The 23,737-nt window shown below is 68.6% G+C and carries 22 protein-coding genes and 1 tRNA gene; 5 read left to right on the plus strand and 18 right to left on the minus strand.

The window, feature by feature from the left end; translation table 11 throughout:
* Positions 1 to 7 precede the first annotated feature (7 nt).
* The gene (locus tag ACWH43_RS00635; RefSeq protein ID WP_158448155.1) at positions 8 to 1,873 is read left to right on the plus strand and encodes an AI-2E family transporter; all 1,866 of its coding nucleotides are present in this window, start codon (positions 8 to 10) and stop codon (positions 1,871 to 1,873) included.
* A 42-nt stretch (positions 1,874 to 1,915) separates the two neighbouring features.
* Here the strand turns inward: ACWH43_RS00635 and ureG are convergent, their stop codons facing one another.
* The 15 genes from ureG to ACWH43_RS00710 form a co-directional block, all read right to left on the minus strand.
* Positions 1,916 to 2,548 carry an urease accessory protein UreG gene (gene ureG / locus ACWH43_RS00640; protein WP_158444812.1) on the minus strand — a complete coding sequence of 211 codons (633 nt, stop codon included), beginning with the start codon at positions 2,546 to 2,548 and terminating at the stop codon, positions 1,916 to 1,918.
* Positions 2,545 to 3,243 (minus strand): urease accessory protein UreF, encoded by a 699-nt coding sequence (locus ACWH43_RS00645; RefSeq protein ID WP_158444813.1) that lies wholly within the window; start codon positions 3,241 to 3,243, stop codon positions 2,545 to 2,547. The genes ureG and ACWH43_RS00645 overlap by 4 nt, the downstream gene beginning before the upstream one ends.
* Positions 3,200 to 3,664 (minus strand): urease accessory protein UreE, encoded by a 465-nt coding sequence (locus tag ACWH43_RS00650; RefSeq protein WP_158444814.1) that lies wholly within the window; start codon positions 3,662 to 3,664, stop codon positions 3,200 to 3,202. Before ACWH43_RS00650 ends, ACWH43_RS00645 begins: the two co-directional genes overlap by 44 nt.
* A gap of 7 nt (positions 3,665 to 3,671) precedes the next feature.
* A complete protein-coding gene (gene ureC / locus ACWH43_RS00655) occupies positions 3,672 to 5,384 on the minus strand; it encodes an urease subunit alpha (protein WP_158444815.1) in 1,713 nt (570 codons plus the stop codon).
* A complete protein-coding gene (locus ACWH43_RS00660; protein WP_158444816.1) occupies positions 5,384 to 5,689 on the minus strand; it encodes an urease subunit beta in 306 nt (101 codons plus the stop codon). The genes ureC and ACWH43_RS00660 overlap by 1 nt, the downstream gene beginning before the upstream one ends.
* A gap of 4 nt (positions 5,690 to 5,693) precedes the next feature.
* Complete coding sequence (locus ACWH43_RS00665) at positions 5,694 to 6,275, minus strand: HupE/UreJ family protein (protein ID WP_158444817.1); 582 nt, start codon at positions 6,273 to 6,275, stop codon at positions 5,694 to 5,696.
* A 38-nt stretch (positions 6,276 to 6,313) separates the two neighbouring features.
* Positions 6,314 to 6,616: an urease subunit gamma gene (locus ACWH43_RS00670; RefSeq protein WP_158444818.1), complete on the minus strand. Its 303-nt coding sequence runs from the start codon at positions 6,614 to 6,616 to the stop codon at positions 6,314 to 6,316.
* 9 nt (positions 6,617 to 6,625) lie between these two features.
* Positions 6,626 to 7,462 carry an urease accessory protein UreD gene (locus tag ACWH43_RS00675; RefSeq protein WP_158444819.1) on the minus strand — a complete coding sequence of 279 codons (837 nt, stop codon included), beginning with the start codon at positions 7,460 to 7,462 and terminating at the stop codon, positions 6,626 to 6,628.
* A gap of 47 nt (positions 7,463 to 7,509) precedes the next feature.
* Complete coding sequence (gene urtE / locus ACWH43_RS00680) at positions 7,510 to 8,205, minus strand: urea ABC transporter ATP-binding subunit UrtE (RefSeq protein ID WP_158444820.1); 696 nt, start codon at positions 8,203 to 8,205, stop codon at positions 7,510 to 7,512.
* Positions 8,206 to 8,428: 223 nt separating this feature from the next.
* Complete coding sequence (gene urtD, locus ACWH43_RS00685; RefSeq protein ID WP_158444821.1) at positions 8,429 to 9,193, minus strand: urea ABC transporter ATP-binding protein UrtD; 765 nt, start codon at positions 9,191 to 9,193, stop codon at positions 8,429 to 8,431.
* Positions 9,194 to 9,197: 4 nt separating this feature from the next.
* Positions 9,198 to 10,337 carry an urea ABC transporter permease subunit UrtC gene (gene urtC, locus ACWH43_RS00690; protein WP_158444822.1) on the minus strand — a complete coding sequence of 380 codons (1,140 nt, stop codon included), beginning with the start codon at positions 10,335 to 10,337 and terminating at the stop codon, positions 9,198 to 9,200.
* Positions 10,334 to 11,935 (minus strand): urea ABC transporter permease subunit UrtB, encoded by a 1,602-nt coding sequence (gene urtB, locus ACWH43_RS00695; protein ID WP_158444823.1) that lies wholly within the window; start codon positions 11,933 to 11,935, stop codon positions 10,334 to 10,336. The genes urtC and urtB overlap by 4 nt, the downstream gene beginning before the upstream one ends.
* A gap of 167 nt (positions 11,936 to 12,102) precedes the next feature.
* Positions 12,103 to 13,401 (minus strand): urea ABC transporter substrate-binding protein, encoded by a 1,299-nt coding sequence (gene urtA / locus ACWH43_RS00700; RefSeq protein ID WP_158444824.1) that lies wholly within the window; start codon positions 13,399 to 13,401, stop codon positions 12,103 to 12,105.
* Positions 13,402 to 13,831: 430 nt separating this feature from the next.
* On the minus strand, positions 13,832 to 15,283 hold the full coding sequence (locus tag ACWH43_RS00705) for an NAD-dependent succinate-semialdehyde dehydrogenase (protein WP_158444825.1): 1,452 nt from the start codon (positions 15,281 to 15,283) through the stop codon (positions 13,832 to 13,834).
* 254 nt (positions 15,284 to 15,537) lie between these two features.
* Positions 15,538 to 15,612, minus strand: a tRNA-Gly gene (locus ACWH43_RS00710).
* A gap of 339 nt (positions 15,613 to 15,951) precedes the next feature.
* Between ACWH43_RS00710 and ACWH43_RS00715 the strand changes: the two genes are divergently transcribed.
* The 4 genes from ACWH43_RS00715 to ACWH43_RS00730 all read left to right on the plus strand — a co-directional run bounded on the left by ACWH43_RS00715 (position 15,952) and on the right by ACWH43_RS00730 (position 19,601).
* The gene (locus tag ACWH43_RS00715; protein ID WP_158444826.1) at positions 15,952 to 16,491 is read left to right on the plus strand and encodes a prolyl-tRNA synthetase associated domain-containing protein; all 540 of its coding nucleotides are present in this window, start codon (positions 15,952 to 15,954) and stop codon (positions 16,489 to 16,491) included.
* A 115-nt stretch (positions 16,492 to 16,606) separates the two neighbouring features.
* Positions 16,607 to 17,506 (plus strand): thioredoxin, encoded by a 900-nt coding sequence (gene trxA, locus ACWH43_RS00720; protein WP_158444827.1) that lies wholly within the window; start codon positions 16,607 to 16,609, stop codon positions 17,504 to 17,506.
* A gap of 17 nt (positions 17,507 to 17,523) precedes the next feature.
* Entirely contained in the window at positions 17,524 to 18,195 is a 672-nt protein-coding gene (locus tag ACWH43_RS00725; protein WP_158444828.1) for an LON peptidase substrate-binding domain-containing protein, read from the plus strand.
* Positions 18,192 to 19,601 (plus strand): MFS transporter, encoded by a 1,410-nt coding sequence (locus ACWH43_RS00730; RefSeq protein ID WP_158444829.1) that lies wholly within the window; start codon positions 18,192 to 18,194, stop codon positions 19,599 to 19,601. The genes ACWH43_RS00725 and ACWH43_RS00730 overlap by 4 nt, the downstream gene beginning before the upstream one ends.
* A gap of 75 nt (positions 19,602 to 19,676) precedes the next feature.
* Here ACWH43_RS00730 and ACWH43_RS00735 read toward each other — a convergent pair whose 3' ends face one another.
* From ACWH43_RS00735 to ACWH43_RS00745, 3 genes are all read right to left on the minus strand, one after another.
* Positions 19,677 to 21,113, minus strand: coding sequence for a homospermidine synthase (locus tag ACWH43_RS00735; RefSeq protein WP_158444830.1), 1,437 nt, complete (start codon positions 21,111 to 21,113; stop codon positions 19,677 to 19,679).
* A 150-nt stretch (positions 21,114 to 21,263) separates the two neighbouring features.
* A complete protein-coding gene (locus ACWH43_RS00740; protein ID WP_158448156.1) occupies positions 21,264 to 21,800 on the minus strand; it encodes a GNAT family N-acetyltransferase in 537 nt (178 codons plus the stop codon).
* 227 nt (positions 21,801 to 22,027) lie between these two features.
* On the minus strand, positions 22,028 to 23,173 hold the full coding sequence (locus ACWH43_RS00745; RefSeq protein ID WP_158446832.1) for a type III PLP-dependent enzyme: 1,146 nt from the start codon (positions 23,171 to 23,173) through the stop codon (positions 22,028 to 22,030).
* Between the last annotated feature and the right edge of the window lie 564 nt (positions 23,174 to 23,737).

Consider the following 23,737-nt stretch of genomic DNA (forward strand, 5'->3'; position numbering starts at 1 on the left):
AGAGACCATGAAACCGGACCAGGCGATGGAGGCCGATGCCGCCGGGCGGCCGAAGCTTGAGGGCGGCGCGGGCGTCCATGCCGGGCTTCCGGCGAACTGGCCGCAGATCGTTGCCCTGCTCGGCGTCGTCGCCGTGCTCTTCGTCGCGCGGGAGGTCTTCATTCCGCTCGCGATCGCGGTTCTGCTGACCTTCGCGCTGGCGCCGCTGGTTTCGCTGATCCGCCGCGTCGGCGTCCCGCGCACCCCGGCCGTGCTGGCGGTGGTCACAGCGGCCTTCATCGGGATCGCCGCCTTCAGCTTCCTCGTGGTCAGCCAGTTGAGCGAGCTCTCCGGGCAGTTGCCGACCTATCAGGCCAACATCCTGGAGAAGGTCCGCAGCCTCAAGGATGCCGGCGCCGGCCACGGCCTCGTCGCGCAGATCACCGAGGCAGTCGAGCGGGTCGGGCGCGAAATCGGCCGTGCCGGCGATGCCGCCCCGGGACAGCGCGAGGGCGAGGGCAACGGCCCGATGCTGGTGCAGATCTATTCGCCCGAGCAGCCGATCCAGATCCTGACCAGCATGATCGCGCCGCTGGTCGGCCCGCTCGCCACGGCCGGCCTGGTCATCGTGGTGGTGATCTTCATGCTGCTGGAGCGCGAGGATCTGCGCGACCGCTTCATCCGCCTCGTCGGCTACAGCGACCTGCACCGGACGACGGAGGCGCTGCAGGAGGCGGGCAGCCGCGTCGGCCGGTATCTGCTGATGCAGCTCGTCGTCAACGTGACCTATGGCGTGCCGGTCGCGCTGGGGCTGTGGTGGATCGGCATCCCCAATGCGGCGCTCTGGGGCGCGCTCGCCATCGTGATGCGCTTCGTGCCCTATATCGGGCCGGCCGTCTCGATGGTCCTGCCGCTCTTCCTGGCCGTCGCTGTCTCGCCGGGCTGGAGCCTGCTGCTCTGGGTCGGGGCGCTCTTCCTCGTCATGGAGCTGGTGATCAACAATGTCGTCGAGCCCTGGCTCTACGGCTCCCGCACCGGGCTGTCGCCGCTCGCCATCATCGTGGCGGCGATCTTCTGGACCTGGCTGTGGGGGCCCGTGGGGCTGGTGATGTCGACGCCGCTGACCGTCTGCCTGGTCGTGCTCGGCAAGCATGTCCCGCAATTCCAGTTCTTCGAGGTGCTGCTCGGCAACGAGCCGGTGCTCGACCCCGAGATGCGGCTCTACCAGCGGCTGCTCGCCAACGATCCGAACGAGGCCACAGACCAGCTCGAGGAGCTGCTGGAGGAGCGGACCCTGCCGCAGATCTATGGCGAGGTGGCGATTCCGGCGCTGGTCCTGGCGGACCGGGACCGCCAGCGCGGGGTGATGGCCGAGGACCAGCTCAGGACGGTGTCCGCGGCGGCGCGAAAAGTGGTCGACAACCTCGCGGATGAGATCGAGCCGGCGGAGGAGGGGGAGCCTGCGCCGGCGGGGAGCCGCCCGGACAAGCGGGCCGGGGCCGTGCTCTGCGTCGGCGGCCGCAGCGCGCTCGACGACGTCAGCGCGACGATGCTGGCCCAGCTCCTCGCGGTGGAGGGCCACCGCGCCGTCGCGACGACCCGCGGCATGGTCGGCTCGACCCCCGCGGACCGCCATTCCGACATCGCCACGATCGCCGTCTGCCTGCTCAATCCGGCCTCGATCCGCAGCGGCCGGTTCCTGGTGCGGCGGCTGAAGCGCCAATGGCCGCAGGCGCGGGTCGGGCTGCTGATCTGGCCCGACCCGGCCGGGCAGGCGCCCGCCGCCGGGCCTGCCCCGATCCCGGAAGCGGATTTCGTCGCCCAGGGTCTCGGCGCGCTGGCGGCGGCGATCGCCGGCGGCGGTGCGCCGGAGCGCAGCGAGCGGGTGGCCTGAGGCCGTGCCGCCGGCGAAACGCGCCTGCACGAGCCGGCTCGCTCAACCGGCCCGGGATCGCGGCAGGAGGCCGCCATGCCTTTCGATGAAGGCGACGATCTCGTCCACTCCGGTGAGGCGGTTCAGATCGGCGAAGACGAAGGGCCTTCCGGCGCGCTGCTTCTCGGTGTCCGCCCGCATCACCTCGAGATCGGCGCCGACATAGGGCGCCAGGTCGATCTTGTTGACGACCAGCAGATCCGAGCGGGTGATGCCGGGCCCGCCCTTGCGCGGGATCTTCTCGCCGCCGGCGACGTCGATGACGTAGAGCGTGAGGTCGGCGAGATCGGGCGAGAAGGTCGCGGCCAGGTTGTCGCCTCCGGATTCGATGAAGACCACATCGAGATCGGGAAAGCGCCGGCGCATCTCGGCGATGGCGGCGAGGTTGATCGAGGCGTCCTCGCGGATCGCGGTATGCGGGCAGCCGCCGGTCTCGACGCCGATGATGCGCTCCTCCGGCAAGGCCTGGAGCCGGTTGAGGATCAGCTCGTCCTCCCTGGTGAAGATGTCGTTGGTGACGACCGCGACCGAATAGCGGTCCCGCATCGCCTTGCAGAGCTTTTCGGTGAGGGTCGTCTTGCCGACGCCGACCGGGCCGCCGATGCCGACACGGAGCGGGCCATGGGGGGAGTTCACGAGCGAAAGATCCTCGAATACTGCGTTTCGTGGTTCATCGACAGGATGTCGGCGCGGATCGTGCAGGCGCCGAGATCGTCGAGCGTCGAGCCGGCGGCGCGCCGGGCGCTGCGCAGGACGACCGGCTCCAGCGCGGCGAGCGTCGCCACCCCGTCGCGCTGGCCGAGCGGGACGAGGCGGACGCAAGCCTGGACGAGATTCGCGGCGAAGGCGTGGAGATAGGCGACGAGCGCATCGTCGAGCCCGACGCCGTGGCGGGCGGCAGCCGCGCCGACGGCGACCGGATAGGCGACAGCCCCCTCCCCGCCCCGCGACGGCTCGCCGCTCCAGGCGGCCATGGCATCAGCGAAGGCAGCGCCTTGCAGTGTCGTCTCCATATGGCGCTCGCGCGAGCCGGACATGGCTTCGGCAAGCTCCGCGACGGCACCGATGCTCTCGCCCACGGTCGCGCGGCGCCAGGCCTCGGTCAGCAGCACCGCATCGTTCCAGGCGGAGCCTTGCTCCAGCAGGGTTTCGAGCCATGCGGTCAGGCTCGCGCGATCCCGGATCAACCCGTCATGGATCGCCCGCTCCAGCCCATGGCTGTAGGCGAAGGCTCCGACCGGAAAGGCCGGGGACAGCCATGTCATCAGCCGGGCGAGCGTGGCGGTCTCAGTCATGATGGTGGTGGTGATCGTGACCATGCGCGTGTCCATGAGCGTGATAGGCGCCATGCACAGGCTGGAAGCGAGCCACGACCTCGCGCACGGAAGCGCCGAGCCCCTCCAGCATCGCCCGGATGACGTGGTCGCGCTGGATCAGGATACGGCCCTCGTCGATCTGCGCCGGCAGGTGGCGATTGCCGAGATGCCAGGCGAGATGGCGCAGCGGGCAGGTTCCCGGCAGCACCTCGTAAAGCTCTTCCTCGGCCGCGACGATGGCGATGCTGCGACCATCCTCCAGCACGAGCCGATCGCCATCGGCGAAGAGAACGGCCTCCGGCAGGTCGACCATCACCTCCTCGCCTTGATCCGTGGTGACGCGCTTGCGGCGCAGATGGCGAGCAGCATGGTCGAGCCTGATCGTGCCGGCAGGCTCTTCGCCTCCGCCATGGCTGTGGGAAACGGCGCGGAGCATGGCGGCCTCAGAACAGGAAATAGCGCTGCGCCATCGGCAGCACGGTCGCGGGTTCGCAGGTCAGGAGCTCGCCATCGGCGCGCACCTCATAGGTCTCGGGATCGACCTCCATCCGCGGCGTGGCGTCGTTGAGGATCATTGAGGCCTTGGAGATGCCGCCGCGCGTGTTCTCGACCGCGACCATGCCCTTGGCGACGCCGAGCCTGTCCTTCAGCCCGTTGGCAATGGCGGCCTGGCTGACGAAGGTGACGGAAGAGGCGGCCGGCGCGCGGCCATAGGCGCCGAACATCGGCCGATAATGCATCGGCTGAGGCGTCGGGATCGAGGCGTTGGGGTCTCCCATCGGCGCCGCCGCGATCATGCCGCCGACCAGCACCATTTCCGGCTTCACGCCGAAGAAGGCCGGGTTCCAGAGCACGAGATCGGCGCGCTTGCCGATTTCGACCGAGCCGACATGCTTCGACAGCCCCTGCGCGATGGCGGGGTTGATCGTGTATTTCGCGATGTAGCGGCGCACGCGCAGATTGTCGTTGTCGCCGGTCTCGTCCGCCAGGCGTCCGCGCTGGAGCTTCATCTTGTGGGCGGTCTGCCAGGTCCGGATCGGCACCTCGCCGACGCGGCCCATGGCCTGGCTGTCGGAGGAGATGATCGAGAAGGCGCCGATATCGTGCAGGATGTCCTCGGCCGCGATCGTTTCCTTGCGGATACGGCTCTCGGCGAAGGCGATGTCCTCCGGGATCGAGGGCGACAGGTGATGGCAGACCATCAGCATGTCGAGATGCTCGGCGATGGTGTTTTGCGTATAGGGCCGGGTCGGGTTGGTCGAGGAGGGGATGACGTTGCTCAAGCCACAGACCTTGATGATGTCCGGCGCATGGCCGCCGCCTGCGCCTTCCGTGTGGAAGGCGTGGATGGTGCGGCCCTTGAAGGCCGCGACCGTGTCCTCGACGAAGCCGCTCTCGTTCAGCGTATCGGTGTGGATCATCACCTGGACGTCATGATCGTCGGCGACGCTGAGGCAGTTGTCGATCGCCGCCGGCGTCGTGCCCCAGTCCTCATGGAGCTTGAGCGCGCAGGCGCCGCCCTCGATCATCTCGACGAGCGCGGCCGGCTTCGAGGCGTTGCCTTTGCCGGAAAGGCCGAGATTGATCGGAAAGGCGTCGAAGGACTGGATCATGCGGGCCAGATGCCAGGGGCCGGGCGTGCAGGTCGTCGCCAGCGTGCCATGGGCCGGGCCGGTGCCGCCGCCGAGCATGGTGGTGACGCCGGACATCAGCGCCTCCTCGATCTGCTGCGGGCAGATGAAATGGATATGGGCGTCGATGCCGCCGGCGGTGAGGATCCTGCCCTCGCCGGCGATCGCTTCGGTGCCGGGTCCGATGACGATGGTGACACCGGGTTGCGTATCCGGGTTGCCGGCCTTGCCGATGGCGACGATCAGCCCGTCCTTCAGGCCGATATCGGCCTTCACGATCCCCCAATGGTCGACGATCAGCGCATTGGTGATGACGGTGTCGACCGCGCCCTCGGCCCGGCTCGCCTGGCTCTGGCCCATGCCGTCGCGGATGACCTTGCCGCCGCCGAACTTCACCTCCTCGCCATAGCGGGTGAAATCCTTCTCGACCTCGATGATCAGGTCCGTATCGGCGAGACGGACCCGGTCGCCGACCGTCGGCCCGTACATCTGCGCGTAAGCGGCATGGGAGAGCGTGGCCGGCATCAGAGTTTTCCCATCACCTTCTGCTGGAAGCCGTAGACGGCGCGCCCGCCACCGAACGGCGCGAGGCGGACCTCGCGCTGCTGGCCGGGCTCGAAGCGCACGGCCGTGCCGGCGGCGATGTCGAGCCGCATGCCGCGCGCCTGCGCGCGGTCGAAGTCGAGCGCCGCATTGGTCTCGAAGAAGTGGTAATGCGAGCCGACCTGGATCGGCCGGTCGCCGGTATTGGCGACCAGCAGCGTGACCGGCTCCGCCCCCTCATTGAGGACGATATCCCCGGCAGCCGGGAAAACCTCTCCGGGGATCATGGCCTCAGGCTCCCGCGACCAGCCAGAGCCCGCCGAGCGCGGTCAGCCCGCCGGCGATGCGCGCCGCGATCCGCCCGCGATGCGAGAGCGCATTCCCGGCGACGCCGATGCCGACGCCGACCGCATGCAGCAAGGCCGTGGCGAGCGCGAAGCCGACCATGAAGGGCAGGCTCGTCGCCGCGCCCATCTCGCCGCCATGGGCATAGCCGTGGAACAGCGCGAAGAAGCCGACCATGGCCATGCCGACCGGCGTCGGCACCTGCAAGGCGACCAGCGCCAGCAGGCCGAGCACGACGACCGAAGCCGCGATCACCGGCTCGACGAAGGGCAGCGAGACGCCCGCGAGCGCCGCGCCGAAGCCCAGCATCATCGTGGCGACGAAGGCGAGCGGGATCGCCCAGACGGCGCGTCCGCCGACGAGGAAGGCCCAGAGGCCGACGCCGACCATCGCCAGGATATGGTCCGCACCGAAGAGCGGATGCGAGAAGCCGGCGGCAAACGAGCCGTGCTCCGCCGGGTTGAGATGGGCGAAGGCCGGGCTCGCGGCTCCGACGCTCAGAATCAGGGCGATCGACAGTCTCTTCATGGCGGCCTCCGGCTCGGGTTCTCAACGGATCGGCAGGTTCAACGGATCGGTTCGTGGACGGTGACGAGCTTGGTGCCGTCCGGGAAAGTGGCTTCGACCTGGACGTCGTGGATCATCTCGGCGACGCCCTGCATGACCTGCGCGCGGGTCACGACATGGGCGCCGGCTTCCATCAATTCCGCGACGCTGCGGCCGTCGCGCGCGCCCTCGACGACGAAATCCGCGATCAGGGCGATGGCCTCGGGGTGGTTGAGCTTCACCCCGCGCTCGAGCCGGCGCCGGGCGACCATGGCCGCCATGGAGATCAGGAGCTTGTCCTTCTCGCGCGGTGTCAGGTTCATCGGGCCATCCTAGAGTTGCCAGACCTTGGGCAGCGCCCGGCCGCCCATGAGCAAGGTGAGCAGCGGCTCCAGCCGCCGCCTGAGCGCGAGCCCGGTCTCCGCGACCAGCCGCGCGAGAAACTTGCCGTTCCAGGCGCTGGCGCCGCCGGCCGGGCCGATGATCGAGCGGGCCTGATCCAGAAAGCGCTCCGGTGCCGCCCCGGCGAACAGCACCGTCGCCATGGCATGATGGCCGGCCAGCGCCGCCTGCGGAGCAAGGCGCGCGGCGATATCCCCCTCGACGCGCAGATCGTCGGCGAAGAGCAGGCGTCCGCCGCGCCGGATGCGCCAGCGATCGTGCAAATGGCCGCTGCGCAGCGTCTCGCCCATCGCCTGCCGGCCGAACAGCACGGCCTCGACCGCGACCAGCTCGGCATCGCCTTCGAGATCGACATCGAGACGACGGGACAGCCTGCCGCCGTCGAAGAGGATCGTTTCCTGCGGCAGCCAGTCCAGCCGCGCCCCGGCCGCGAGCCGCAGGCGGTTGGTCACGACGGCGTCGGCGCCGGTCGAGCGATAGATGCGCTCGCAGGCTTGCGTGGTGAGGCAGGCCCGGGTCCCTGCCGCAAGCTCGACCTCCGCGCCGAAGCGGTCTCCCCCGGTCAGCCCGCCGGCGGTGTTGATGAGAATCGCCTGGGGATCGTCGGCTCCGAGCGGCCGGGGGAAGCGTAGCTTGGCGCAGCCTTCCTGGAACAGGCGGTCGAGGCCGGTCCGGCCGTCGCGCGAGCGGAAGGAGACGCGCGCCTGCCCGTGGGCGCGCTGCATCCGTGTCGGCGTTGGATTCTGGAGATGGTCGATCGCCAGCATCGTCAGGGCCGTTTTCCAGGCAGCGGGGCTTGCAGAAGACGCTGCATCTAGACCTGAATCAAGCGCTGGACCTGCGCGCCGTCGAGTTCGTTCATCGGCCCCGACAGCACGACCTCGCCGCGATCCATCACGAACATCGTATCGGCGAGTTCGCGGGCGAAATCGAAATACTGCTCGACCAGCACGATCGCCATGCCGCCCTTCTGGCGCAGATAGTCGATGGCGCGGCCGATATCCTTGATGATCGAGGGCTGAATGCCCTCGGTCGGCTCGTCCAGCACCAGCAGCCTGGGTCGGGTGACCAGCGCCCGCGCGATCGCGAGCTGCTGCTGCTGGCCTCCCGAGAGGTCTCCGCCGCGCCGGCCCAGCATGGTCTTCAGCACGGGGAAGAGGTCGAAGAGCTCATCCGGGACGAAGCGCTCGCGGCGCTTCAGCGGCGCGAAGCCGGTCTCCAGATTCTCCTTCACCGTCAGCAGCGGGAAGATCTCCCGCCCCTGCGGCACATAGGCGATGCCGGCCCGCGCACGGTCCTCGCTGCGCAGGCCGGAGATGTCTTCGCCATCGAGGCGGATATGGCCTGACGAGATCGGCTGATGCCCGACGATGGCGCGCATCAGCGAGGTCTTGCCGACGCCGTTGCGGCCCATCACGCAGGTCACCTTGCCGGTCTCGGCGTGAAGCGAGACATGGCGCAGCGCCCGGGCGGCGCCGTAATGCAGGTCGATGGTGTCGACGGTCAGCATGAAGTCACCTCCGCCATGACCTTGCGGGAAAAGGTGCGGGTCATCCCGGGCGAAGCGCAGCGCAGACCCGGGATCCATGCCTGAACTTCTTTCGGATGCGTTCCGGCATGGATCCCGGATCGGCGCCGCGGAGCCTGTCCTTGGGCCGACCGAAGGTCGGACCCGAGGGCGGCTTGTCCGGGATGACGGCGGAGGAGAACCGAGGGGCGAGACGCAGCCATCCTCACCGCCCCAGATACACTTCGACGACCCGCTCATTGGCGCTGACCTGGTCGAGCGGGCCTTCCGCCAGCACCGAGCCCTCGTGCAGCACCGTGACCTTCACGCCGAGCTCGCGGATGAAGCCCATGTCGTGCTCGACCACGATCACCGAATGATCCTGCGCGATCTCCTTGAGCAGGACCGCCGTCTGCGCCGTCTCGCCATCGGTCATGCCGGCGGCGGGCTCGTCGACGAGCAGGAGCTTCGGGTCCTGCGCCAGCAGCATGCCGATCTCGAGCCATTGCTTCTGCCCGTGCGAGAGCGAGCCCGCGAGCCGGTCGCGCCTGTCGGCGAGCTTCACGATGCCGAGGATCTCGTCGATGCGCTTCTGCTGCGCGCTTTCCGTCTTCCAGAACAGCGTCCTGCCGACCGTACGCTTCGATTTCAGCGCCAGCAGGATGTTGTCCTCGATGCTGTGGAAGTCGAAGACGGTCGGCTTCTGGAACTTGCGGCCGATGCCGAGATTGGCGATCGCCGCCTCGTCGAGCCGGGTCAGGTCAACCGTGCCGGCGAACATCACCGTGCCGAGATCGGGCTTCGTCTTGCCAGTGATGATGTCCATCATCGTGGTCTTGCCGGCGCCGTTGGGGCCGATGATGGCGCGCATCTCGCCGGGCGCGATGGTCAGCGACAGGCCGCGGATCGCCTTGAAGCCGTCGAAGGAAACGCTGACGCCGTCGAGATAGAGCAGCGAGGAGGTCAACGCGCCGGGCACGGGAGCGTTCATCGCGTCACTCAGCCGGGGCCGGCTCGGCGGCCGGGGCGCTGGCTGGCCTGCGGCGGCGCGCCCACAGCGCCTCGGCCGTGCCCAAAATGCCCTTGGGCAGGAAGAGGGTGACGACGACGAAGAGCCCGCCCAGCGCGAACAGCCAATACGGCGCCATGAAGCCGGAGGTGAAGACGGTCTTGGCCCAGTTGACGACGACCGCCCCCAGCGCGGCACCGACCAGCGTGCCGCGCCCGCCGACCGCGACCCAGATCACGGTCTCGATCGAATTGGCCGGGGCGAACTCGCTGGGATTGATGATGCCGACCTGCGGCACGTAGAGCGCGCCCGCAATCCCCGCCATGCAGGCCGAGACGGTGAAGACGAAGAGCTTGAAGCGGTCGACCCGGTAGCCGAGGAAGCGGATCCGCGATTCGGCATCGCGGATCGCGATCACCACCTTGCCGAGCTTCGAGACGACGATGCCGCGCGCGATCAGGAAGCCGGCGGCGAGCATCACGCAGGTCATCGAAAACAGAGCCGCGCGCGTGCCCTGCGCCTGGACCTCGAAGCCGAGGATGTCCTTGAAATCGGTCAGCCCGTTATTGCCGCCGAAGCCCATATCGTTGCGGAAGAAGGCGAGCAGCAGCGCATAAGTCAGCGCCTGGGTGATGATCGAGAGATAGACGCCGGTGACGCGCGAGCGGAAGGCAAACCAGCCGAAGATGAAGGCGAGCAGCCCCGGCACGGCCAGCACCATCAGCATGGCGAAGGGAAAGGAGGAGAAGCCGTACCAGTACCAGGGCAGCTCCTGCCAGTTCAGGAAGACCATGAAATCGGGCAGGACCGGATTGCCATAGACGCCACGCGAGCCGATCTGGCGCATCAGGTACATGCCCATGGCATAGCCGCCGAGCGCGAAGAAGGCGCCGTGGCCGAGGCTCAATATGCCGCAATAGCCCCAGACCAGATCGAGCGAGATCGCCAGCAGCGCGTAGCAGAGATACTTGCCCCAGAGCGACATGGTCGAAGTCGGGACATGGAAGGCCGAGCCTGCCGGCATCAGCAGGTTGGAGAGCGGCACCAGAAGAGCCAAGGCCAGCACGATGGCGAGGAAGATGCCACCGCGTCGGTCCATGTTCTGGAGGAAGAAGCGGGCGATCATGCTTCCACCGCCCGGCCCTTGAGCGCGAACAGGCCGCGCGGGCGCTTCTGGATGAAGAGGATGATGCAGACGAGCAGCGCGATCTTGCCGAGCACGGCGCCGGCATAGGGCTCCAGCAGCTTGTTGGCGACGCCGAGCGTCATGGCGCCGACCAGCGTGCCCCAGAGATTGCCGACGCCGCCGAAGACCACGACCATGAACGAGTCGATGATGTAGCTCTGGCCGAGATTGGGGCTGACATTGTCGATCTGCGAGAGCGCGACCCCGGCGAGCCCCGCCACGCCCGAACCCAGCCCGAAGGTCAGCGCGTCGATGCGGCCGGTGCGGATGCCCATGGCTGAGGCCATGCGCCGGTTCTGGGTGACGGCGCGCATCTGCAGGCCCATCGGCGTCAGCTTCAGGATCGCCAGCAGCGCGAGGAAGACCAGCGCCGTGAAGACGATGATCCAGAGGCGGTTATAGGTGATCGCCAGACCGCCGAGATCGAAGGCGCCGGACATGAAGGCGGGCGCGCCGACCTCGCGGTTGGTCGGGCCGAAGGCGGTGCGTACCGTCTGTTGCAGGATCAGGCTGATGCCCCAGGTCGCGAGCAGCGTCTCCAGCGGGCGGCCATAGAGGAAGCGGATGACGCCGCGCTCGATGGCGATGCCGACCGCGCCGGAAACGATGAAAGCCGCCGGCAACGCGATCGCCAGCGACCAGTCGAACAGCCAGGGCGCGTTGGCGCGGATCGCCTCCTGCACGACGAAGGTGGTATAGGCGCCGAGCATCACCATCTCGCCATGGGCCATGTTGATGACGCCCATCACGCCGAAGGTGATGGCAAGCCCGATCGCGGCGAGCAGCAGCACCGAGCCGAGCGAGAGCCCGTACCAGAGGTTCTGCGCGATATCCCAGAGCCGCAGGCGGCCTTCGATGGCGGAGATCGCCTTGGCCTGCGCATCCCTCAGGGCCGGTGTCGCTTCGCCGGAGAGCGCGCGCAGCGTCGCCAGCGCCTCCTGGTCGCCGCGCTCGCGCAGCACGTCGATGGCGGCCAGCCGGTCGAGCGGCTGGGCATCGGGCTTGGCGACCAGGATCGCGGCCTGCGCCTGACGCAGCGCGGCGAGGGCGCGCGGGTCGCTCTCCTTGCCGATCGCGGTCTCGACGATCGGCAGCAGGCCGGCGTCGCGCGACTTGAAGACCGCCTCGGCCGCCGCGGCGCGCTTGCCCGGATCGGGATTGAGGAGGCTCAAGCCGCCGAGCGCCGCCTGCACGGCGCGCCGAACGGAGTTGTTGAGGCGCACCGCCTTCAGCCCCTCCGGCGCGGCGGCCAGCGTCTGGCCGGTGCGGGCATCGACGAGACCGCCGGCGGCCGTCTTCACCACGACGCCGCCCGGCCCCGCGAGCAGCCTCCCGTCGCCCAGCGCCTCGACCATCAGCCCGGCGTTGGGATGGGCGCTCGCGACGAGGATTTCGACCGCCCGCGTCGTGTCGGAATAGCTGTCGGCGGCGAGGCGCCGGAACGCCTCGTCGGCATTCTGCGCGAAGGAGGCGACCGAGGCCGCGACCAGCGCGACGAGGATCACTCCCAGATGCAGCAGGCGATAAAAGAAGGACATCAAATCGGTCCGCTTCACGGCTGGGCTTGGCTCCAGCCCTCATCCTGACGAGACGCGAGCCTTGCTCGCTCCTCAGGACGAGGGCTCGAATGAATGGCCGCTTCTCGGGCAGCGAAAAACGAGGAGCGGCCGGGATGTTTCCCGTGCCGCCCCTTCCCCTCATGACCTCATGCGCCGCCGCCGCATTTGTTGGTCTTGACGTTGAAGTTGCCGCATTTCTTGTCGACCCAGTCGCCGATCAGGTCCCTGGAGCCTTCGAGTTCCTTCGACCAGGCATCGCCGGCGACGAGGCCGTCCGTCTTCCAGACCACGTCGAACTGGCCGTCATCCTTGATCTCGCCGATGAAGACCGGCTTGGTGATGTGGTGGTTGGGCAGCATCTTCGAGGTGCCGCCGGTGAGGTTCGGCGCCTCGATGCCGGGCAGGGCGTCGATGACCTTGTCCGGATCGGTGGACTTCGCCTTCTCGACCGCCTTCACCCACATGTTGAAGCCGATGTAATGCGCCTCCATCGGGTCGTTGGTGACGCGCTTCGGGTTCTTGGTGAAGGCCTGCCACTGCTTGATGAAGGCCTTGTTCTCGGGCGTGTCGATCGACTCGAAATAGTTCCAGGCGGCGAGGTGGCCGACCAGCGGCTTGGTGTCGATGCCGGCGAGCTCCTCCTCGCCGACCGAGAAGGCGACGACCGGAATGTCGGTCGCCTTGATCCCCTGGTTGCCGAGCTCCTTGTAGAACGGCACGTTGGCGTCGCCGTTGATGGTCGAGACCACGGCGGTTTTCTTGCCGGCCGAGCCGAACTTCTTGATGTCAGAGACGATGGTCTGCCAGTCGGAGTGGCCGAAGGGCGTGTAGTTGATCATGATGTCGTCGGGCTTCACGCCCTTGGACTTGAGATAGGCTTCGAGGATCTTGTTGGTCGTGCGCGGATAGACGTAGTCGGTGCCGGCCAGCACCCAGCGCTCGACCTTCTCCTCCTTGGCGAGATAGTCGACGGCGGGGATGGCCTGCTGGTTCGGCGCGGCGCCGGTGTAGAAGACGTTGCGCTCGCTCTCCTCGCCCTCGTACTGGACGGGATAGAACAGGATGTTGTCGAGTTCCTTGAAGACCGGCAGCACCGATTTGCGCGACACCGAGGTCCAGCAGCCGAAGCAGGCCGCGACCTTGTCCTTGGTGATCAGCTCGCGCGCCTTCTCGGCGAAGAGCGGCCAGTTCGAGGCGGGGTCGACGACCACGGCCTCGAGCTTCCTGCCGAGCACGCCGCCCTTCTTGTTCTGCTCCTCCACGAGCATGAGCATGACGTCCTTCAGCGTCGTCTCGGAGATCGCCATCGTCCCCGAAAGCGAATGAAGGATGCCGATCTTGATGGTCTCCTGCTGCGCCGCCGCAGGTCGCCAGGAAGAGCCGAGGAAAGCGGCGCCGGCCAGAGCGGTGCCGAGGAATTCGCGACGGTTGCTGTTCACGGCCATCTCCCGAAGGAAGGTTGCTGACGGCGCCCCCTTGACGCCGACGTGCCTCAAGGCCCGTGAACCATGCTTCGCAAGCGATGTGCCAACCGCGCGCGCAGGCGCGCTCCCGCCGCCAGGACGGCGGTTTTCAGGGCTCCGCCGCGGCGTCGAAAGCTCTGACGCAGCGCCGGCTGCGGATCGCCATGCGGATATTGCCTATTTTCTGACCTACATGGAGCGTGCGGACGCAATTGCTGCTGTTTTGGGCAGATTTGGCTGCCGCGCCGCGCGGCGATGCCCATGCCGCCGGAACCGCCAAGGCGATGCGCCCGGCTCGCTGTTTTCAGGGTCGAGCGCGATCGGGAGGTAGCACCGACTCGCAGAAAAACGCGCGGGAACGCAACCGCGAGGCGGCCGCCGCCAAGGGCGGCTGCCTCCGGCTTCGTCGGGCTTACCGGCCGAGGCCGCCCATCAGCATGTACTTGATCTCGACGAACTCCTCGATGCCGTGGAGCGAGCCCTCGCGGCCGAGGCCCGATTCCTTGACGCCGCCGAAGGGCGCGACCTCGGTGCCGAGAATGGCCGCGTTGATGCCGACCATGCCGTATTCCAGCTCTTCGGCGACGCGGAAGGCGCGGCCGAGATCCTTCGTGTAGAAATAGGCCGCGAGGCCGAAGGGCGTGTCGTTCGCCATGGCGACCACCTCGTCCTCGCTGGTGAAGCGATAGACCGGCGCGATCGGCCCGAAGGTCTCCTCGCGCGTCACCAGCATCTTGGTCGTCACGCCCGCCAGCACGGTCGGCTCGTAGAAGCTGCGGCCGAGCGCGTGGCGCTGGCCGCCGACCACCACCTTCGCACCGTTGGCCACCGCATCGGCGACGTGGCGCTCGACCTTCTCGACCGCGCGCGCGTTGATCAGCGGCCCCTGCACGACGCCGACCTCGATGCCGTTGCCGACCTTGAGGCGGGCGACCTCCGCGGCGAACTTCTCGACGAAGGCGTCGTGGATGCCGTCCTGGACGAGGAGCCGGTTGGTGCAGACGCAGGTCTGGCCCATATTGCGGAACTTCGCCGCGATCGCGCCCTGCACGGCGGCATCGAGATCGGCGTCGTCGAAGACGATGAAGGGCGCGTTGCCGCCGAGCTCGAGCCCGACCTTCTTCACGGTCGAGGCGGCCTGCTGCATCAGGAGCTTGCCGACCGGCGTCGAGCCGGTGAAGCCGATGAAGCGCACCGCCGGATGCGAGGTCATGACCTTGCCGATCGCGACCGCGTCGCCGGTGACGATGTTGAGCACGCCCTCGGGGAAGCCGGCGCGGACCGAGAGCTCCATCAGCGCCAGCGCGGTCAGCGGGGTGTCCGGCGCGGGCTTGACCACGAAGGTGCAGCCGGCGGCCAGGCCCGGCGCGCATTTGCGGGTGATCATCGCGGCCGGGAAGTTCCAGGGCGTGATCGCGGCGCAGACGCCGACCGGCTGCTTCTGGACGATGATGCGGGAATCGGGGAAGGGCGAGGGAATGGTCTCGCCATAGATGCGCTTGGCTTCCTCGGCATAGAACTCGACGAAGGACGCGGCGTAAGCGACCTCGCCGCGCGCTTCCGCCAGCGGCTTGCCCTGCTCGGCCGTCATGATCTGGGCCAGGTCCTCCTGGTTGGCCATGATCAGCCCGAACCATTTGCGCAGGATCTGCGAGCGCTCCTTGGCGCTCTTCCTCGCCCAGGGCTTGAAGGCGCGCGCCGCGGCCTCGACGGCGGCGGTCGTCTCGGCTTCGCCGAAGCGCGGCACCTTGGCCAATACCGCGCCCGTCGCCGGATTCTCGACCGCATCGACGCCATCGCCGGTCCAGCCGCCGTCGATGAGGCATTGCGCTTTCAGCAGGGAGGTGTCGTTCAGCTTCAGCATATCGGATATCCGGTGGGGGGCTCGGGCGGGAGAGGACAAAGCCGCTTTCGGCAGGGTTGTCGAGAGGGTTGTCGCGATGCCGGGCGTGTCAGCCGGGAAAACGCGATCTCGCCCGGAACCGCGCGATCGTTGCGAGAGCCGAACTGGGTCCGCGAGATGGCGCCTCTCGGCAGTGTCCTGGAGCGACCGCGGCCGAAAAGCAAAAAGCGCCGGAAGATCCGACGCTTGCGTGCCTCTCAAGCCTTGAGATTGTCTGGAGCGGGCGAAGGGATTCGAACCCTCGACCCCAACCTTGGCAAGGTTGTGCTCTACCCCTGAGCTACACCCGCATCCGAGACAGTCGCGCCGTGGCGGCGCGGTCGGGTTATTGCCTCAAAGCGTTGCGAAGCGCAAGCGTCTGCGCAAAGTTTTTTGCCGCCTGTCGATAAAGCCCTGGCGGACGCCCTTCTCCTGTCAGCGGAACCGCGGCGGAACTGGCCGAGACCCGGATCGCCGTGGCGGCGCACCTACCAAGACTGTCTCCGCCGACGGGGCGCGGCGTTTCGTTTTTTGCGCCGATGATCTAGAGCAGGATCCGGTCCGGTGGCGCATCGGGCCGTCGCAGGCGCGGCGAGGGCCGCTGCCCGCATCCGCCTGTTCCCGCGCCGCCTGGTCTGTCCGAATCCGTCATGAGCGCTCCGCCCCGCATCGCCCCTCTCACTCCGGAGGAACTCTGCGCGCGCCTTGCCGCGAGCGGCATCGCCTTTCACCGGACCGATCATCCGGCCGTGTTCACGGTGGCCGAGACCGCGCCGCATCGCGCGGCGATGACGGGGCTGCAGACCAAGAACCTGTTCCTCAAGGACAAGAAGGGCAGGCTCTTCCTGGTCTCGGCCCGGTCGGATGCCCGCATCGACCTGAAGCGCCTGCACGAGACGATCGGCGCCAGCGGCCGGCTCTCCTTCGGCTCGGCCGAGCTGCTGCTGGAGAAGCTCGGTGTGACGCCCGGCTCCGTCACGGCCTTCGCCGTGATCAACGATCGCGAACGGGCCGTCACCATGGTGCTCGACGCGGCGCTGACGACCGGCGAGGAGGTGAATTTCCACCCGCTGGTCAATACCGCGACGCTGCGCCTGGCGCGCGACGACCTCATCGCCTTCCTGCGCGCCACCGGGCACGAGCCGCTGATCGTGGATTTGCCGGTGCCGCCCGATGGACAGAACGGCTAAAGCTCCCCATCTATGATGGCGGCCTGCCGCGGCGGGCCAAGGACGCAGACACAGGGTTCCGAACGGGTCGGCGCAGGCCCGGGATCCGGAACGACGGCATCACGAAGGGCGACCCATGCTGGTCAATGGCGAGGCGGCCGGGCAATCCGGCCTGATCAAGGACACCACCACCCAGGGCTTCCGCCAGGACGTCGTTTCCGAATCGATGCAGCAGCCGGTGCTGGTCGATTTCTGGGCGCCCTGGTGCGGCCCCTGCAAGCAGCTCACCCCCGTCATCGAGAAGGCGGTCAAGGCGGCCGGCGGCAAGGTCAAGCTCGTCAAGATGAACATCGACGAGCACCCGCAGATCCCCGGCCAGCTCGGCATCCAGTCGATTCCCGCCGTGATCGCCTTCAAGCAGGGCCAGCCGATCGACGGCTTCATGGGCGCGCAGCCCGAGAGCCAGGTGAAGGCCTTCATCGAGCGCCTCGTCGGGCCGGTCGGGCCGGGCGAGGCCGAAGCGCTGGTCGCGGCGGCGCAGGAGGCCATCGCGGCGGGCGACGCTGCCGGCGCGAGCGAGCTCTACGCCCATGTGCTCCAGATGGAGCCGGACAACCTCGCCGCCATCGCCGGGCTGTCCCGGCTGCATCTCGACACCGGCGACGTCGAGGGTGCCAAGGGCATCCTCGCCATGGCGCCGCAGGACAAGGCGGGCGACCCGGCGATCGCGGCCGTGCGCGCCGCGATCGAGCTCGCCGAGCAGGCCGCCTCGCTCGGCGACACGGCGGAGCTGGAGGCGAAGGTCGCCGCCGACCCGAAGGATCACCAGGCTCGCTTCGACCTGGCGCTGGCGCTGAACGCCAGGGACAGGCGCGACGAGGCGGTCGACCATCTGATCGCCATCATCAGGGCCGACAGGACCTGGAACGAGGACGGCGCCCGCAAGCAGTTGCTGCAGTTCTTCGAGGCCTGGGGCCCGATGGACGAGGCGAGCGTGGCCGGGCGCCGGAAACTGTCGACCCTGCTGTTTTCCTGACGCGGGAGGAGCTGCGGATGAGCATGAACGCCGTGTACAAAGGGGCCGGGGATTGCCCGCAGGTGATTCCGCTCTTCCCTTTGACCGGCGCGCTGCTGCTGCCGCGCGGGCAGATGCCGCTCAACATCTTCGAGCCGCGCTATCTGGCGATGATCGACGACGCGATCCGGGGCGACCGCGTCATCGGCATGATCCAGCCCGTCCCGGATGACGGGCGCAGCCCCGAGATCCCGCCACTGCTCAAGGTCGGCTGCCTCGGCCGGATCACCCAGTTCGCCGAGACCGGCGACGACCGCTACATCGTCACCCTGACCGGGATCAGCCGCTTCCGCGTCGCCGAGGAACTCTCCGTGGCGACGCCCTACCGCCAGGCCCGGGTGGATTACGCGCCCTTCGCCCGCGATTTCGTCGCGCGGGCCGGGGAGGAGGAGGTCGATCGCGACGGGCTGCTGCGGGCGCTGCGGGATTTCGCCAAGGTCAACGACCTCAAGATCGACTGGAAGGGCGTGAACGAGGCGCCGAACGAGGCGCTGGTCAATGCGCTGGCGATGATGTGCCCCTTCGGGCCGCGCGAGAAGCAGGCGCTGCTCGAGGCGGAGAGCCTGCGGGAGCGGGCCGCGGTCCTGGTCGCGATCACCGAGATCGAGCTGGCGCGCGGCGGCGGCGATCCGGACACCACCCTGCAGTGACTGCCGCCGCATCCCCTTGCGCGCCGGCCGGGGCCGCGCCTTCGGCCGCCTGGCCGCCGCGCCGCGCGGTCGCGGCCTGGATCCTCTTCGACTGGTCGACGCAGCCCTTCTTCACCCTGATCACCACCTTCGTCTTCGCCCCGTTCTTCGCCTCCGCTCTCGCCGGCGACGCGGCGCAGGGGCAGGCGCTGTGGGGCTATGCGACCGGGCTCGCGGGCCTGTGCATCGCGCTGCTCTCGCCGCTGCTCGGCGGCATCGCCGACCGGACCGGGCCGCGCAAGCCGTGGATCGCGGCCTTCGGGGCGCTATTGGTGATCGGCTCGGCGATGCTCTGGTTCGCGGTGCCCGGCTCGCCCTGGGCGGTGTCGGTCGCGCTCGCCGGCTTCGTCCTGGCGACGGTGGGCGCCGAGTTCGCGACGACCTTCAACAATGCGATGATGACGCGCCTCGTGCCGCCGGAGCGGCTGGGCTGGCTCTCGGGCACGGGCTGGGCGGTGGGCTATCTCGGCGGCCTGCTCTCGCTGGCGATCACGCTCGGCCTGCTCGCCGCCGATCCGCAGACCGGCAAGACGCTGGCGGGAATGGCGCCGATCCTCGGGCTCGATGCGGCGGCGCGCGAGGGCGATCGTTTCTCGGGGCCGCTGACGGCGCTGTGGTTCGTCGTCTTCGTCACGCCGATGTTCCTGCTGACGCCGGATTCGCCGCCGACCGGGCTGAGGCTCGCCGAGGCGGCGCAGGGCGGCGTCGGCCGGCTCAGGGCGACGCTGGCGGAGCTGCCGAAGCTGCCCGCGCTCGGGCGCTTCCTGCTCGCCAACATGATCTATCAGGATGCGCTGGTCGCGCTCTTCGCCTTCGGCGGCATCTATGCGGCCGGCGTCTTCGGCTGGCAGACCATCGAGCTCGGCGTGTTCGGCATCCTGCTTACCGTCACCGGCACGCTCGGCGCCTGGCTCGGCGGCAAGCTCGACGACCGCATCGGCGGCAAGCCGGTCATCCTGGGCGCGATCGCCTGCCTGCTCGTCGCCTGCCTCGGCATCCTCTCGCTCGGAGCCGACCACATTCTCTTCGTCGTCCCGGCCGCGCCTTCCGTCCCCGGCGGCGGACTCTACGACTCGCTGCCCGAGAAGGTCTATCTCGGGCTCGGCCTGCTGATCGGCCTCGTCGCCGGCCCGCTCCAGGCGGCCTCGCGCAGCCTGATGGCGCGGCTCGCGCCGGAGGGGCGCATCGGCGAGTTCTTCGGGCTGTTCGCCCTGTCGGGCAAGGTCACCTCCTTCATGGGGCCGACGCTGGTCGCGCTGGCGACGAGCGCCTTCGCGAGCCAGCGGGCCGGGCTGGCCGTGCTGATCCTGTTCTTCCTGGCCGGTGCTTGGCTGCTGGCGGGGGTGAGGGTCGTCCGTCGATCGTAAGGGGGCATCCCGCGCGCGCCGCAGCACGAAGTGCTGCTGCGCAGATGCGGGATGACACCCTTCATATGACGCGCTTCAGCGAACCAGGATATTCCGGAACTGCCAGGGGTCGCTTTCGTCGATATCCTCCGGGAACAGTCCCGGGCGGCCGTCGAGCGGCGTCCAGTCGGTATAGTAGCCCTTCACCGGGCCGAGATAGGGCTGCTGGATCGCGAGCAGGCGGTTGTGGTCGAGCTCCTCGACCTCGACGATGCCGGCGCGCGGGTTCTCCAAAGCCCAGACCATGCCGGCGAGCACCGAGGAGGTCACCTGCAGGCCGGTCGCGGTCTGGTAGGGCGCGAGCGCGCGGGCCTCCTCGATCGAGAGCTGCGAGCCGAACCAGTAGGCGCCCTTCTCATGGCCGTAGAGCAGCACGCCGAGCTCGTCGATGCCGTCGACGATCTCGTCCTCCTCGAGGATGTGGTGCTCCGTCTGGGGCCGGCCGGCATTGCCGAACATCTCGTGCAGCGAGAGCACGGCGTCGTTCGGCGGGTGATAGGCGTAGTGGCAGGTCGGCCGGTAGACAACCTTGCCGGTCTCGTCGCGGACGGTGAAGTAGTCGGCGATCGAGATCGACTCGTTATGCGTCACCAGGAAGCCGTACTGGGCGCCGGGCGTCGGGCACCAGCTCCGGACCTTGGTCTCGGCGCCGGCCTGCATCAGGTAGATCGCCGCCTGCGAGCCGGTCTCGTGGCCATGGGCGTTCGCCGGCAGCCACTTCTCATGCGTGCCCCAGCCGAGCTCGGAGGGCTGCACCGCTTCGGCGATGAAGCCCTCGACCGACCAGGTGTTGACGAAGACGCCCGGCGGCTTCGGGTTCTTCGAGCGCTGCGTGTCGCGCTCGGCGATGTGGATGCCCTTGACGCCGACGCGCTGCATCAGCCCGGCCCATTCCTCGCGGCTGGTCGGCTCCGGCGCGTTGAGGCGCATATCGGCGGCGATGTTCATCAGCGCCCGCTTCACCAGCGAGGAGACCATGCCGGGATTGGCGCCACAGCAGGAGACCGCGGTGGGCGTGCCGGCCGGCCGCGCCCGCTTGGCGGCGAGCGTCATCTCGCGCAGCGCGTAGTTCGAGCGCTCGGCCGGGCCCTTGCTGTCGTCGAAATAGAAGCCGAGCCAGGGCTCGTTGACGGTGTCGATATAGAGCGCGCCGAGGCTGGAGGCGAATTCCATCAGGTCGCGCGAGCCGGTGTCGCAGGACAGGTTCACGCAGAAACCCTGGCCGCCGCCGGCGGTCAGCAGCGGCTCCAGGATCTCCTTGTAATTCGCCGGCGTCAGCGCTTTCTGAATGAAGCGGATGCCGCGCTCGTCGAGCAGATGGCGGTTGGTATCGTCCGGAGCGATGACGACGAAACGGCTCTTGTCGAACTTGAAGTGCCGCTCGAGCAGAGGCAGCGTGCCGCGGCCGATCGAGCCGAAACCGATCATCACGACCGGGCCGGTGATCTCGCCGTAGACGGGCCAATTCGTCATTCTTCCAAACTCCTGGGTTCCGGGAACAAAAAGGTGGAAAAGCTCGTATGGGCGCGCCTTTGCGCCGTCAATCGCGACGAGAGCCTTCCATGTGGCCGGCACATGGAAGGCGCCCGGCGATGACGGCGCGATGACGGCGGAACGAAAGGGTCAGGCGGCCTGGGCCACCGGCTCGGATGCGGTGACCGTGGGAAGGACCGTGCCGGTCGCGACCAGCACGCCGCTGGCGCCGTCGAGCGCGCCCGCGCGCAGGGCGACGGCGAGGAAGCGCCCGCGCTCGACCGGGCCGGGCATGGCGAGGTCGCGCGTCAGCCCGGCGTCGAAGCCGAAGCGGGCATAATAGGGCGCGTCGCCGACCAGAAGGACGGCGCCGTGGCCGCGGCAGGCGGCGCGCCAGAGCGCCTCGCGCATCAGCGCCTTGCCGAGCCCCTCGCCCTGCAATTCGGGCTTGACCGCGAGCGGGCCGAGCAGCAGCGCCGGCACGCCGCCGGCGGCGACATGCCAGAGGCGGACCGTGCCGACGACCTCGCCGTCGCGCTCCGCCGTCAGCGCCAGCCCTTCGGCCGGCAGGCGGCCTTCGCGCAGGCGCTCGCTCGACTTGGCGGTGCGGCGCTCGCCGAGGCAGCGGTCGAGCAGCGCCTCGCGGGCGGGAATGTCGCTGGCGATCTCGTCGCGGATCGTGATCATGACGCACCTCCTGCCGGAGCGCCCATTCTCACGGGCCTTCCCGGCGCCGCCCGAGGGCGGCCACAAGCAATCGGGGATGTGGGAAGAGGGTCCGGCGGGAGCCACGCCCGCGCGCTCTGTTCTGGAGACGCGGACGCTCCGCCCGATTTCCCGGGCAGCCCGCCGTTTCCGACAGGGCGCTTCGCCGGACCCGATTGGTCAGGAGGGAACTCGCGTTCCCTCCAACGTCAGATGACGTATTGCTTCAGCGGCGGGAAGCCGTTGAAGGCGACGGCCGAATAGGTCGTCGTATAGGCGCCCGTGCCCTCGATCAGCACCTTGTCGCCGATCTCCAGCGAGAAGGGCAGCATGTACGGGGTCTTCTCGTACAGGACGTCGACCGAATCGCAGGTCGGGCCGGCGAGCACGCAAGGCACGGTCGCATCGCCGTCGCGCAGGGTGCGGATCGGGTAGCGGATCGCCTCGTCCATGGTCTCGGCCAGGCCGTTGAACTTGCCGATGTCGAGATAGACCCAGCGGACTTCGTCCGCCTCGGCCTTCTTCGAGATCAGCACGACCTCCGCCTCGATCAGCCCCGCCTCGCCGACCATGCCGCGGCCCGGCTCGATGATCGTCTCGGGCAGACGGTTGCCGAAATGCTTCGACAGCGCCCGGAAGATCGCGTCGCCATAGGACGGCACGCCCGGAATCGGCTTCAGGTAGCGCGCCGGGAAGCCGCCGCCGAGATTGACCATCGACAGCGAGAGACCGCGGGTGGCGCATTCCTTGAAGATCGCCGAGGCCGAGGCCAGGGCCGAATCCCAGGCGTTCACATTGGCCTGCTGCGAGCCGACATGGAACGAGATGCCATAGGCCTGCAGGCCGAGGCGATGGCCGTGCTCGAGCACGTCCGCGGCCATTTCGGGCACGCAGCCGAACTTGCGCGAGAGCGGCCAGTCGGCGCCGGCACCGTCGCAGAGGATGCGGCAGAAGATGCGCGCGTCCCGGGCGCCGGTCTTCTCGGCGGCGCGGGCGACCTTCTCGACCTCGGCCACGCAGTCGACGGCGAAGAGGCGCACGCCGATCTCCATGGCGCGCACGACGTCGCGCTCCTTCTTGATGGTGTTGCCGAAGGAGATGCGGTCGGCGGTGGCGCCGGCCGCGAGCGCGAGCTCGATCTCGACGACCGAGGCGCAGTCGAAGCAGGAGCCGAGCTTGGCCAGAAGGGCAAGCACCTCCGGCGCCGGGTTCGCCTTCACCGCGTAGAAGACGCGGGTGTCGGGCAGGGCGCGGGAGAAGGCCTGGTAGTTGTCGCGCACGACATCGAGGTCGATGACGACGCAGGGGCCGTCCTCGCGTCGGGCCCGAAGAAACTCACGGATGCGCTCGGTCATCGGCGCGACTCCCCTACGACGCAAGCGGCGTCGATGCGATGTATCGCCGGAAGAAACGTCGCGTTCGCGCGGCGCTTTGGAGACGCCTGCGACAGCGGACGAAACGTCCGGACCCGAAACACCGTTCGATTGGGGAAGACCCCGCACGGCCGGCAATGAAGGACAAGCCTCTTCGGTGTTGGCCTTTGGAAAGCCAACGAGACCAAAAAAGCCCGCTCCGTCGTTGCTTTAAGCTGCGTCCCCCGTGGAGATGCGGGGTTCGCCGGTTTTGCCTCCGGCTGCCGGTCTGTGTCGGGGAGCGGTTCCCTTGCGAGAACCGGGAAGCGTGATTCGAGGGATATCCATCCCCTCCATCCGTCTTCCGACCCCTGGCGGCTGTCCGGCCTCTTGTCCGGATGCCCACCGACCGGCACGCGGCCACAGGCACGTGCGAATTGGGTGACCGCGATATACGGATGGCCGGGCGCGACCACAAGAGTTTTTTGCGCGCCCGGGTCCGATTTTTTTGCAGGGCCGATCCGCGGGATTCCGCGAACGAAAAACGGGCGAAAACCCTTCGCCGGC

The organism is Allobosea minatitlanensis (genome assembly GCF_964020775.1).